Raw genomic sequence first — 13,119 nt, forward strand, 5'->3', positions numbered from 1 at the left:
GTCGTGACGGCTGCCGTACGCCCGTTGACCGCCGCGCAATTGGGCGTCTGGCTCGGCCAGCAGCTCGACCCGGCGTCGGCGGTTTTCAATATCGCCGAATACGTGGATATTTCGGGCCGGGTAGCGGTGGATGTCCTGGTGCGTGCCATCCACACGGCCATCGATGAGGCTGCGGCACTGCAGATTCGGTTCGTCGAGGACGGCCCCGGTCAGCTCACGCACACGCCGGATTGGGCCGTTCAGGTGCTCGACGTGTCCGCAGAGCCGGACCCGCTCGGCGCCGCGCTGGCGCTGATGGATCAGGACGTGGCAACGCCGGTCGAGCTGACCGGCGACATCCTGTTCGCGCACATCGTGTTCCGGCTCGGTCCGCGGCGCACGCTCTGGTACCACCGGGTGCACCACATCCTGCTCGACGGGTACGGCATGGCACTGATCGCCCGTCGCGTCGCGGAGCTGTACACGGCGGGTACGACCGGCGCCGAGCCACCGCCGTGCGCGTTCGGCTCGTGGGATGCCGTGGTGGCGGCCGACGTCGAGTACGCCGACTCACCGGACCTCGAACGCGATCGCGCGTTCTGGCTCGAGTATCTGCGGGACCGCCCGGCCCCCGTCACGCTGTCCCTCCCCACCCCGGCTGCTGCACTTCCTGCCGTCCCGGTGTCCGGCGCTACCCCACACGCGACAACCGTTGCGGCCAAAGCGCTTCGGGAATTCACCACACTGGACCCGGAATCGGTCACGCTGCTGCGCCGTGCCGCGGAAGGCGCCCGCGCGAACTGGACCGATGTCCTCACGGCCGCGATCGCGGCCTACGTGCACCGAATGACCGGAGCCACCGAGGTGTGCCTCGCGCTGCCGATCATGCTGCGCACCGGCACACCCGCGCTGCGAGTGCCGTGCATGACGCTCAACGGCGTCGCCCTGTGGGCCGACTGCACCGCCGACCAGACGCTCACCGAACTCACCGGCCGCATCGCCCGCCACCTGGTCCGGAGCAGACGCCATCAGCGCTACCGCAGCGAGCAGGTGCGCCGCGACCTCGGCATGGTCGGCAGCGATCGCGCCATGTACGGGCCGTCGGTCAACATCATGCTGTTCGACTACGACCTGCGCTTCGCCGACTGCACCAGCGCCGTCCGCAATGTCACCGCGGGCATGATCGACGACCTGGTCTTCAACCTCTACGACCGGCTCGACGGCACCGGGCCGACGCTGTACCTCGACGGCCATCCGAGCGCATACACGGCCGATGAGCTGCGGACGCATCTGCGGCGCTTCACCACGTTCCTGCGCCGCATCCTCGAAGCGCCGAACCAGTCGCTCGGCGCGGTGGACCTGTTGCTGCCCGGTGAGCGAGAGTGGTTGCACGCCAACAGCCGTGGTCCCGAACGCCCGAGGCCGGACACCACCGTGAGCGACCTGCTCGCGCCATGGATCGCCCGGACGCCGACGGCTACCGCCCTCGTCACCACCGAGGCGGACGGCACCGCGCTGTCCCTCTCCTACGCGAAACTCGCCAGGCGGACAAAGACATTGAGCGCCGCGCTGACCAGTGCGGGTGTTTGCCGCGGTGACACCGTCGCGGTACTTCTCCCTCGAACCAGTGACGCGATCGTCGCCCTGTTCGCGGTGCTCGCCTGCGGTGCCGCTTACGCCCCGCTCGATCCCGGCCAGCCGGCGCCACGGTTGGCGGTGCTGCTCGACGGCCTCGATCGGCACGCTGACGCGCCGGGTCTGCGCGCAGTGGTCACCACCGCCGCACTCGCGGATTTGGTTCCGACGGCACAACGCGATCGCTGCGTCGAGGTCTCCGAATTCGATACTGCCGAAACGACACTGGCGGTGCCTTCGCACGCATCAGCTGGCCGAGACCAAGCGCGCGAGAACCCGGGGGTCAATGCCGAAACATCGATCGCCCGCACCCGCCAACACCCGGAGCATCCGGCCTGGGTGATCCATACCTCGGGCACCACCGGAACCCCAAAGGCCGTGGTGATTTCGCACCGGTCGGTGGTCAACCTGTACCACCACCATCGCGAGCACCTGATCGAACCCGAGGTGGCGGCGCGAGGCGGACGACGGATGCGCGCCGCACTCACCGCATCGATGACCTTCGACACCGCGTGGGAAGGGCTGCTCTGGCTGCTGGCCGGACACGAACTGCATTTCATCGACGACGCGCTGCGCCGCGATCCCGATCGGCTGGTCCGGTACCTTCGCACTGAACGCATCGACTTCCTCGATGTCACACCAACTTTCGCCAGAGAACTGCTGTCCGCAGGGTTACTCACCGGGCCGCATCGCCCTGGCGTGATCGCGCTCGGCGGTGAGGCGATCGACCCGGAACTGTGGGCGACGCTCCGTGCCGTGCCCGGCGTCTCGGTCTACAACCTGTACGGGCCCACCGAATGCACGGTCGACGCCACCTGGACCACCCTCGACGCACACCGGACTCCGTCGATCGGCGGGCCGGTCGCCAATGGCCACTGCCACGTGCTGGACCGTGCTTTGCGACCGGTCCCACCCGGCGTGGTCGGCGAACTGTACCTAGGCGGAACGCCGGTCGGGCAGCGGTATCTCGGCGCGCAGGCGGCGACCGCGGCACGGTTCGTCGCCGACCCGTTCGACGCGAACGGCCATCGCCTCTATCGCACCGGTGACCTGGTGCGCAGGCATCACGACGGCCACCTCGAGTACCTCGGCCGAGGTGACAGCCAGATGTCGTTGCGCGGCTACCGGATCGAGGTCGGCGAGGTGGAAGCCGCGCTCGCCGGGCATCCACAGATCGACGCCGCGGCGGTGCGCATCCACGACGAGGTTCTCGTCGCCTACGTGGTGCCGACCACGGCGGTACCGGACACCAGGGAGCTGCGCAGCCACCTCGCGGGACGGCTGCCCGACTACATGGTGCCGACCGTATACGTCCACCTGGATCGCTTGCCGCACACCACGAACGGAAAGCTGGACCGCGCCGCATTGCCCGCGCCACCGGCCGCCGAAAGCACGCGGCGCCCCGCACGAACCCCCACTGAACACGCATTGGCTCAGCTGTTCTCCGCCGCCCTCGACGTCGACTCGGTAGGCATCGATGACGACTTCTTCGCGCACGGTGGACATTCGCTGCGCGCCGCCCGAGTCCTCAACGGCATCAGGGCGGCCTTCGGCGTGCGCTGGGACCTCCGCGCCATGTTCGACACCCCCACCGTCGCCGGGCTCGCCGAACGCCTCGACACCGGCAATGACACCGAGCAATTGCCTTGGACAGCAGCCGATCTCGAGTCCGACACGCGCCTCGACCCCACCATCCTTGCCACAGCGGCCACACGAGAGCACCCGCGCACGGTGCTGCTGACCGGTGCCACCGGCTTCCTCGGTGCCTTCCTGCTCGCCGCACTGCTCGAGCAGACCGAGCTCGAGGTCTGCTGCCTGGTGCGCGCCGACGACGATGCCGCAGCACTACAACGCATCCACGCCACGTTCACCCGCTACGGTCTCGATAACGGCCTCCTCGATCGAGCACCCAGGCCCGGCGGCGCACCCGGATCCAGGATCACCGCGCTCGCAGGCGATCTCGCCCTTCCCGAGCTCGGTCTGTCCCCCGCGCGCTATCGGGCGCTGGCCGCCACCGTCGACGTCATCGTGCACAACGGGGCCCGAGTTCACCATTTCGAGCCGTACGCCCGGTTGCGCCCGGCGAATGTCGAAGGCACCGAACGCCTGCTGCGGCTCGCCGCGACCGGAACGACGAAGCCGGTGCATTTCGTCTCCTCCATCGACACCGCCGCACCGACCGAACACGGCCGCAGGGACGCGAGTTCGCTGCCACCCAATGGGTACGTCGCGAGCAAATGGGTCGCGGAAGGCCTGGTCTACGCCGCGGCCGAGCGCGGCGTCCCGGTCGCCGTCTACCGACCGGGACGCATCGGCGGACACTCGCGAACCGGCACGTCCGGCCCGGATGACGCCTTCTGGAGTCTGATTCGCGCCATGATCGTCCTCGAGGCGGTACCCGCCGAGCTCTATGACGCAGGCACCGTCGACCTCGTCCCGGTGGACTGGGTCGCGGCCACCATCGCTCACCACATCACCGAGCGGCCGACCGCCGACACCTTCCAGCTGACCAGCCGCCACCCGATCGCCTTCGCCACGATCGTCGACTTGCTGCGCGAGCGCGGCTACCCGATCGCGGCCATTCCCGCATCGACCTGGCACGCCAGGTTGACCGCCCGTGCGGACCGCGCCTCCGCGCAGGGCGATCACACCCTCACCGTTGCCCGCGCACACGCTGCACACCTCGGGTCACCAGGCATCACCGATGCCCGCAACGCCCCCATCGATTCGGCTGTCCCGCAGCCGGATTCGATAGCCACGCTTACCGCCGGGATCGACTACCTGATCGAAACCCGTTTTCTCCCAACGCCCTCCGCCATCCCGGTCGGCGCGGCGCAACCCTCGAAGAGGCACCCATGAAACGCGCGCTATTACTGGCACTCACCGCGAGCGCTCTCGCGGTCACCGGCTGCACCACGTCGGTGACCGCCACCGAGAACACCAGACCGGCGGCGGCGACCGAGGGCGGCACCAGCTACCCGATCACCGTGGAAAACTGCGGCAAGACTTACACATTCACCGAGGCGCCCAAGCGCGTCGTCGTGATGAACGGCGGCTCCGTCGGTGAGGTCTCCGCGCTGCTCGCGCTCGGCCTCGGCGACCGGGTGGTGGCCAACGCACAGTCCTACGGCGCCTCGGACGTGCCGGGCCGGTCGGCCGCGATCGACGCATTGCCCACCGGCAACATCACCCCCAACAGCCTGCAGGACATCCCGCGCGAGGCCATGCTGAACCAACGCCCCGACCTGGTGATCTCCACCGGCGGTGGCGGTTTCGCCGCCGATCAGGGTTTCGCCACCCGCGACGAGCTCGCCGCCGCGGGCGCCAACACCTATGTGCCGCGGGCGAACTGCGGGGTGACCGGCGCGGTCACCGGCACACCGACCATCGAGGACAGCTTCGCGCTGCTGCGCGATCTCGGCCGCATCTTCGATGTGCCCGGCCGGGCCGATCGCCTGATCGCCGACGGACAGCGCGCCATCGCCGAGACCGCGGCCAAGGTGAGCGGGCAGCCGAAGAAGAACGTGCTGCTCGTGTTCACCGGCATGGGCATGGGCGGCGACGATTCGGACTTCTCCGCGATCGCGGCGGGCGGCATCTGGAACGACGTCATCGACAAGGCGGGCGGCGTGAACCCGTTCAAGCGCGACGACGGCACCGCGTTCGTGACGATCAGCAAGGAGCAGCTCGCGGTCACCCCGATCGACGGACTGATCGTGGTGAACTATCGCAATCCCGATATCGACGGCGCCGCCAAGCGGATCCTCGCGCAGTTCCCGCAGTGGCCCGCCGCACAGGCCAACAACTATGCGGTACTGGCGGATTCGATCTACCTGGGGCCAAGCAACGACGTCGCGGTGCAGCGAATCGCGAAACTGGTGCACCCCGAACAGTTCCGGTGACCCGCACCCGCGCCCCGCTGGCGGCGACGCCCCTGCCGGTAGTGCTCGCCGTCTCGGCGGCGGTCCTGTTCGCCGTGATGCTGCTGTCCATCGCCGCAGGCTCGGTGACCGTCTCCGCCGCCGACACCGGCCGGGTGATCCTTGCCCACCTGTCGGGCAAGACACCGGATGTCGGCTTCACCGTCGATCAGATCGTCTGGAACTATCGGCTGCCCCGGGTGATCCTGGCCGCGCTGTGCGGCTGCGGTCTTGCCGTCGCAGGCGTGATTCTGCAAGCGCTGGTGAACAATCCGCTCGCCGACCCGTACGTGCTCGGGTTGTCCTCCGGTGCGTCGCTCGGCGCGGTGCTCGTGATCGTCACCGCCGGTGGCGCACTCGGCGGCGTCAGCGTGTCCACCGCCGCCTTCTGCGGCGCCATCGCGACCATCGCGGTGGTGTTCCTGCTCGGCCAGCAGCGCGGCACCCTGGCGCCGACGCGCTTGGTGCTCGCCGGGGTCGCGGTCGGCTATCTGCTGCTGGCCGCCACCAACTATCTGCAGCTGCGCGCCACCCCGAATGAGCTACGGTCCGTGCTGTTCTGGACGATGGGCAGCGTCGCTGGCGCGAGCTGGGGCAGGCTCGGCCCGGTCACCGTCGTGGTGCTGGTGGCCGTCGCCGTCGCGCTCGCCTTCGGCCGACGGCTCAATGTGCTCGGCACCGGCGACGAACAAGCCACCGCGCTCGGCGTCGACGTGCGCGCCCTCCGCATCGTCCTGCTCGTCCTCGCCTCGCTGCTGACCGGCGTGCTGATCGCCGCGGCAGGCGGCATCGGCTTCGTCGGCTTGATGATTCCGCACCTGGTGCGGCTGGCGTTCGGGCTGGATCATCGCAGGGTACTGCCGCTGGCCGCACTTCTCGGCGCCGCGTATCTGGTTGTGGTGGACCTGATTTCCCGCACCATCGACGCGCCCAACGAGGTGCCGCTCGGCATCTTCACCGCCGCGTTCGGCGCCCCGTTCTTCCTGTGGCTGCTCCGCCGGAACGGTGGGCAGGCATGACACAGGTCGCCGCTGAATTATCGGTCGCCGGAGTGCGGGTCACCTTCGGCGAGGCCACGGTCCTCGACGCGGTGACGCTGCACGCGCCACCCGGTGCGGTCGTCGGCATCGTCGGACCGAACGGCAGCGGCAAGACCACGCTGCTGCGCACGATCTATCGCTCGGTCCGGCCTGCCGGCGGCATCGTCACGATCGACGGCGCCGACCTCACCGCGATGCCGGTGCGCACCGCCGCCCGCACGACCGCGGCCGTGCTGCAAAACGGTTCCGGCGCACCGGAACTCACCGTCGCCGAGGCGGTCGGCCTCGGCCGCAACCCGCATCACGCGCTGTTCAGCAGGGATACCGAGGCCGATCACCGCGCCGTCGCGGACGCGCTGGCACGCACCGGCGTCACCGCGTTCGCCGACCGGACGATCGGGTCGCTGTCCGGCGGTGAACGCCAACGAGTGCTGCTGGCACGGGCATTGGCGCAAGAACCGCGCCTGCTCGTGCTCGACGAACTGACCAATCATCTCGACGTCCGCGCCCGCTTCGAACTGCTCGCGCTGATCCGCTCGACGGGCATCACCACGCTGGCGGTGCTGCACGAACTCGACCTCGCGGTGCGCTGCTGCGACCGGCTGGTCGTCCTCGATCACGGCAGGGTCGTCGCGGCGGGCGCCGTGCTCGACGTGATGACGCCCGAGCTACTGCGCGACGTGTTCGGCGTCGTCGCCACCGCCGCACCGCACGCGGACGGTGTCATCCGATTGCGTTACGCCGCAAACCCGTTGGCGGAGCCGTGACGCGATTACCCGTTGGCGATGCGCCGCACACCGAACCGGGTCGCGGCGACCATGTCCTCGCGCGCCCGCGCCACCCGCGAGCGCACCGTCCCGACCGGGCAGCCGCACACCGCGGCCGCCTCCGCGTAGGACAGGCCGAGCATCTGGGTGAGCACCAGTGCCTCGCGCCGCTCCGGCGCGAGATCGTCCAGCAGCAGATTGAGCTCGACGATCTCGGTCAGCCCATCCTGCCTCGGCACCTGCCGGTCCGACGCCGCCACCCAGTCGACGCCGTGTGCGATCTTCGGCCTTGCCACCGCCATCCGCACCTGATCGACCACGACGCGCCGGGCGATGGACAGCAACCAGGTGCGCGCGCTGGCACGGCCCTCGAACCGTTTGATGCTGCCGAGCGCCCGCAGATACGTCTCCTGGGTCAGGTCATCGGCCCGGCTGACCTCGGTCAAATGGGCGAGCAACCGCCACACGTCCTGCTGCGTTGCCCTGATGAAACCCTCGAGTGCCCGCCGGTCGCCACGCGCCGCCGCCAAGGCCAGGCGGGTCGTCTCGGCATCCTCGGCGGGCGTTGGCATGGCGTCGAGAATAACCGGGCGGCAACCGCCGGGAACTTCGGCGTCCCCGTGGACGACAATCTGGACGTGGAGTGCAAAGTGTGCCGGACGGCGCTGTCGGCCCGGATCGACGGCGAACGCGAAACCGTTCCCGCGGCGCGGGTGGACGAGCATCTCGAGCAGTGCGGCGAGTGCTGCTCCTGGTATGTCGCCGCCGTGGAGACCTCGAAGCGGCTGCGCGCCACGTCCTCGTACGCACCCGATCTGACCGATGCGATCTTCGCCGCCGCCGAGCTGGAACGACCACGGCCGTCGCTGCCTGCCAGGCTGCGCGCGGCCGTGCCCGCGACCAGGACCACCGGGATCCGCGTCGTGCTCGGACTGCTCGGGCTGCTGCAATGCACGCTGGCCTTGGCCCAGCTGGCCGGAGTCGACTTCGGCATGAGCCACCACCAGCACGGCGCCGAGATGACCAGGCATCTGATCAACGAGAGCACCGCGTGGAGCCTGGCCATCGGCGTCGGGTTCATCTACTGCGCAGTGCGCCCGATCGCCGCCGCAGGCGTGCTGCCGGTGCTCGGCGTCCTGGTCGCCGCGTTGAGCGCGTTCGTGGTCGCGGATCTGTATTCCGGTGTGGTGCCGATCTCCCGGGTGCTCTCGCACGCCGTGCTGGTCGTCGCTCTGGCGCTGGTCGTTGTCGTGCACCGCACCCGCCGCCCGGACACCTCGCCGCCGACCAGCGACCGCGTCCCCACCGATCTGGTGCTGCCGCCGGGCGCTCAGTTCGGCAGGCGCCTCGGCCACCTGCGCTCCACCCACGATCCCGCCGCATGACGAACGGAATTTCATGACCATCGAGCTCGACCAGCTCAGCAGGCCAACGCCGAGCACCGATCCCACCCGCATCTCCCTCGCCGTCACCGGCATGAGCTGTGGCGCCTGCGCGACGCGGATCGAGCGCAAACTCAACAAGATCGACGGCGTCACCGCCTCGGTGAACTACGCCACCGGCATCGCCACCATCGACGCCGACCCCGACATCAGCGCCGAGCGGCTCTGCGCCGAGGTCGACGCCACCGGCTTCGGTGCGACGCCGGTCACCGACCATGCCGAGGCGATCAGCTCGGCACCCGAGGACGCCGAGGTGCGGGATCTGCTGCGCCGCCTGATCGTCGCGCTGATGGCGTTCTTCCCGCTCGCCGATCTTTCGGTGATGTTCGCCACCGTCCCGAGCACCAGGATCACCGGCTGGCAGGTGATCCTCACTGTGCTCGCGCTGCCCGTGGTGGTCTGGTCGGCGGCGCCGTTCCACCGCAAGGCTTTTGCCAACGCGAAGGTCGGCGCGGCCAGCATGGACACCCTGGTCTCGGTCGGAGTGATCACCGCGACGCTGTGGTCACTGGACACGATGTACCTGCACCCCGACCGCTCCGGGCCCGCACCGGACGGCGTCTGGGCGGCGATCTGGTCCAGTGACGCGATCTACCTCGAGGTGGCCGCAGGCGTCACCGCGTTCGTGTTGGCGGGCCGGTACTTCGAGGCCAAGGCCAAGCGGTCGGCGGGCAGCGCGCTGCGCGCCCTCGCCGCGCTCGGTGCCCGCGAGGTCACGGTGCTGACCAAGGACGACCGCGAAATGCGGGTCCCCATTGGCGAACTCGTCGAAGGCCAGCGCTTCGTGGTGCGCCCCGGCGAGACCATCGCCACCGACGGCCTCGTCGTTGCGGGCGAATCGAGCGTCGACGCCAGCGCCATGACCGGCGAGTCGATTCCGGTCGACGTCAGCACCGGCATGGCGGTGATCGGCGGCACCACCGCGCTCACCGGCAGGCTGATCGTGGAGGCCGCCGCGGTCGGCGCGGACACCAAGCTGTCCGGGATGATTCGACTCGTCGAAGCGGCGCAAACCGGCAAGGCGCGCATGCAGCGCATCGCCGACCGGGTGTCGTCGGTGTTCGTGCCGTTCGTATTCCTCATCACCGCAGTGACTTTCGTGACCTGGCTGCTCACCGGCGCCGGTGCGGACCAGGCCGCGGCGGCCGCGCTTGCGGTGCTGGTGGTCGCCTGTCCGTGCGCGCTCGGGCTGGCGATTCCCACCGCGCTGATGGTGGCGTCGGGACGCGGTGCGCAACTGGGCATCTTCATCAAGGGCCATCAGGCGCTGGAGGCCACCCGGGATGTGGACACCGTGGTGCTCGACAAGACCGGGACCGTCACCAACGGCGCGATGAGCGTGGTCGCGGTGCTCGCCCGCGCCTCGTTCGACACCGAGGAGGTGCTTCGGCTGGCCGGTGCGGTGGAGGCGGCCTCCGAGCACGCGGTCGCGGCCGCGATCACCCGGCATGCCCGTGACACCGTCGAGGCACTGCCGGAGGTCGAATCCTTCGAAGCACTACCAGGATTGGGTGCGCGCGGGGTGGTGGACGGCAAGAAAGTCATGGTCGGCCGGGCCCGGCTGTTCGACGATCACGGCATCGGCATTCCGCCGGAATCGGCTCGGGCAGTGAGCAAGCAGGAACGCGCAGGGCGCACCGTCGTGCTCGTCGCCGTGGACGGCGCCGTGGTCGCGGTCGTCGCGGTCGCCGACACCGTCAAGGAGACCGCGGCCGCCGCGATCAAGCGACTGCACCGGCTCGGGTTGCGGGTCATGATGTTCACCGGCGACAACGCCTACGCCGCGCAGTCGGTGGCGGACGAGATCGGCATCGATGAGGTTGTCGCCGAACTGCTTCCGGAGGGCAAGGTCGAGCTGATCGCCCGCATCCAGGAACAGGGGCACCGGGTGGTGATGGTCGGCGACGGCATCAACGACGGCGCGGCGCTGGCCACCGCCGATCTCGGCATGGCCATCGGCGCGGGCACCGATGTCGCGATCGCGGCGGCCGACATCATTCTGGTGCGCGAGGATCTCGGTGCGGTCGCCGACGCCATCGAGCTGGCGCACGCGACACTGCGCACGATCAAGGGCAACCTGGTGTGGGCGTTCGGCTACAACGTGATCGCCATCCCGATCGCCGCGCTCGGCTGGCTCAACCCGCTGATCGCCGGCGCCGCCATGGCGTTCTCGTCGTTCTTCGTGGTTTCGAACAGCCTGCGGCTGCGGCGGGTTCGCTTCGCGCGCTGAGGATTCCGGCGCTGAACCGGGGAAGGTTCAGCGCCGGGTCTTTGCCAGCTGCTCCAACATCGCGTTGTAGGCGTCGAGTTCGGAGTCGCCGTACTCGTCGTCCTTGCGGTCGGTGCGCACCGCGGTACGCCGATCCTGCGCCACCCACTGGGTCAGCAGCGCGCCGACAACGAGCAGGATCGGGATTTCGCCGGAAACCCAGGCGATGCCGCCGCCGACCTTCTGATCGGACAGCAGATCGATGGGCCACGGCAGCTGCAGGTTGGTGTAGAAGCGCGAGCCGATGACGGTGTTCATCGACATCACCGCGACACCGAAGAACGCGTGAAAAGGCATGACCGCGAACAACATCCCGAGTCGGCCGAGGTGCGGCAGCCGCCGCGGGCCGGGGTCGATGCCGATGATGCCCCAGTAATACAGATAACCGACGATCAGGAAGTGCACGTTCATCAGCACGTGCCCCCAGTGATAGCGGATGAGGCTCTCGAACAGCGGCGTGAAATACAGTCCGTACAGCGAGATCACGAACAGGGTGAGCGCCGTGGCCGGATGCGCGATCACCGCGGTCGGCCGCGAATGCAGGATCGTCAGCACCCACTCGCGCAGGCCGTGCACCTGGCCGCGCTTGGCCGCGGGGACGGCACGCAGCAGCAGCGTCACCGGCGCGCCGAGCACGAGCAACACCGGCACGAACATGTTCAGAGCCATGTGGGTGATCATGTGCATGCTGAACATGGCGAACCCGTACGTGCCGATGCCGGACGACGTCGCGATCAGCAGGGCGACACAGCCGCCGATCCACGACGTGGTGCGCCACGGCGACCAGTGGTCCCCGCGCCGCCACAGCCGCAGCACGCCGAGCGCGTACAGCACGATCGCGGCCAGCGCCGCGGTGCCGAGCACAATGTCGAAGCGCCAGAACGTGATCAGCCGCAGCACGTCCGGCGGGGCGAGGATATTGAAGCCGAGGAACACCTCCTGCGCGGTGAACGAGCGGTCGGCGAAGGCGGGGGCAGGCTGCACCGCCATGGCCACCGTCGCGCCGAGTGCCACCGCGGAAAGTGCTGCGCTGCAGGCGATCAGGAAGGCCGTGCGGGCGCTCGGCTCGGGATCACGGCGGGCAAGCAGCACGCGCATCGTGAGCGCCAGGTCGACGCCGACGGCGACGACGACCAGTGCGAGCCGCCCGTACCCGGTGCTGAGCACCGCCGACCACGGCAGCAGGATCGCCACGAGCACCACACCGCTCAGTGCCGCCGCAGCAAGACAAACCAGCGCGATGGTCGCGCCGCGGCGCACCGCGGTGCCCACGTGGTCGCCGCCGCGGCGCACGTGATCGGCGACGCACCACAGTAATCCGGGCAGCACCGACACCGCGAGCTGGAAGATGATCATCGCGCCGGTGCCGTAGTCGTGATTCGGACCCTCGCCCGCGTTGCCTGCCAGCGCGGGCGGAAGCACGCCGATCGCGGCGGGCAGCAGCAGCACCGCTATCCCGTTCCAGGACAGCATGATCCGAGCGCCGAGCGTCACCACGGCCGCCATGACGGCGACCACGATCCATGCCTTCGGCTTCTCGCCGGCATCGATGAGCGCGCCGAGCGCACCGATCCGAAACAGCCCGGACACGGTGAGCCCGCCGATATTCGCCGCGGTCACCGGAATCAGCGCGAGCGCCGCGGCCAACCACACCAGGCCTGCGCGTTCGGCGAGCCGCACCCCGGCATACCCGTCGACATCGAGGCGGCCCCTGCTGGTGACCGCGGTGCAGCACACCGCGTAGACCAGGGCGCCGAGCGCGGTCGCGCCCGCGAGTGCCGCGACCACGCGCAGCAGCACATAGGCGAGCACATCCGGGAGACCGGGATAGGCAGTACCGGCGGCCGCGTACGGGCTGGCACCCGCCGCGACCACCGATCCGATGACCAGAGCGAGCAGAACGGCCCCCGCGACCAGCCAGACAAGGTGCACAGTCGAGCGTTTCACCTGCACGTGCTCACCGACCCCGCCGACTGCTTGCCCTCTGTTGCCGTCCACCATCCCCGAAACGAGGGTCCTTGTCTCTGACAGGTCACGTTCACCAGTCGGATGCGATGCCGGGAAAGT

Annotated in this window: 8 protein-coding genes; 6 read left to right on the top strand and 2 right to left on the bottom strand. The window is 69.4% G+C overall.

What is annotated here, in order from left to right; all coding sequences use genetic code 11:
- Nucleotides 1-3: 3 nt before the first annotated feature.
- The 4 genes from ACGFNJ_RS07690 to ACGFNJ_RS07705 are packed head-to-tail and all read left to right on the top strand — an operon-like array spanning nucleotide 4 to nucleotide 7,341.
- Nucleotides 4-4,473, top strand: coding sequence for an amino acid adenylation domain-containing protein (locus ACGFNJ_RS07690; protein WP_393444610.1), 4,470 nt, complete (start codon nucleotides 4-6; stop codon nucleotides 4,471-4,473).
- The gene (locus ACGFNJ_RS07695; protein WP_393444612.1) at nucleotides 4,470-5,516 is read left to right on the top strand and encodes an ABC transporter substrate-binding protein; all 1,047 of its coding nucleotides are present in this window, start codon (nucleotides 4,470-4,472) and stop codon (nucleotides 5,514-5,516) included. The genes ACGFNJ_RS07690 and ACGFNJ_RS07695 overlap by 4 nt, the downstream gene beginning before the upstream one ends.
- Complete coding sequence (locus ACGFNJ_RS07700) at nucleotides 5,513-6,553, top strand: FecCD family ABC transporter permease (protein WP_393444614.1); 1,041 nt, start codon at nucleotides 5,513-5,515, stop codon at nucleotides 6,551-6,553. Before ACGFNJ_RS07695 ends, ACGFNJ_RS07700 begins: the two co-directional genes overlap by 4 nt.
- Nucleotides 6,550-7,341 carry an ABC transporter ATP-binding protein gene (locus ACGFNJ_RS07705; protein WP_393444616.1) on the top strand — a complete coding sequence of 264 codons (792 nt, stop codon included), beginning with the start codon at nucleotides 6,550-6,552 and terminating at the stop codon, nucleotides 7,339-7,341. The genes ACGFNJ_RS07700 and ACGFNJ_RS07705 overlap by 4 nt, the downstream gene beginning before the upstream one ends.
- 5 nt (nucleotides 7,342-7,346) lie before the next feature.
- On the opposite strand, the gene sigC is transcribed toward ACGFNJ_RS07705, so the two are convergent.
- Nucleotides 7,347-7,913 carry an RNA polymerase sigma factor SigC gene (gene sigC, locus ACGFNJ_RS07710; RefSeq protein ID WP_393444618.1) on the bottom strand — a complete coding sequence of 189 codons (567 nt, stop codon included), beginning with the start codon at nucleotides 7,911-7,913 and terminating at the stop codon, nucleotides 7,347-7,349.
- A gap of 48 nt (nucleotides 7,914-7,961) precedes the next feature.
- Between sigC and ACGFNJ_RS07715 the strand changes: the two genes are divergently transcribed.
- Nucleotides 7,962-8,726 (top strand): zf-HC2 domain-containing protein, encoded by a 765-nt coding sequence (locus ACGFNJ_RS07715; protein ID WP_393444620.1) that lies wholly within the window; start codon nucleotides 7,962-7,964, stop codon nucleotides 8,724-8,726.
- 13 nt (nucleotides 8,727-8,739) lie between these two features.
- Nucleotides 8,740-11,013: a heavy metal translocating P-type ATPase gene (locus ACGFNJ_RS07720; RefSeq protein ID WP_393444623.1), complete on the top strand. Its 2,274-nt coding sequence runs from the start codon at nucleotides 8,740-8,742 to the stop codon at nucleotides 11,011-11,013.
- Nucleotides 11,014-11,040: 27 nt separating this feature from the next.
- Here ACGFNJ_RS07720 and ACGFNJ_RS07725 read toward each other — a convergent pair whose 3' ends face one another.
- On the bottom strand, nucleotides 11,041-12,999 hold the full coding sequence (locus ACGFNJ_RS07725; RefSeq protein WP_393444625.1) for a cytochrome c oxidase assembly protein: 1,959 nt from the start codon (nucleotides 12,997-12,999) through the stop codon (nucleotides 11,041-11,043).
- Between the last annotated feature and the right edge of the window lie 120 nt (nucleotides 13,000-13,119).

The sequence above is a fragment of the Nocardia sp. NPDC049149 genome (genome assembly GCF_043197455.1).
In the GTDB taxonomy this organism is placed as follows: domain Bacteria; phylum Actinomycetota; class Actinomycetes; order Mycobacteriales; family Mycobacteriaceae; genus Nocardia.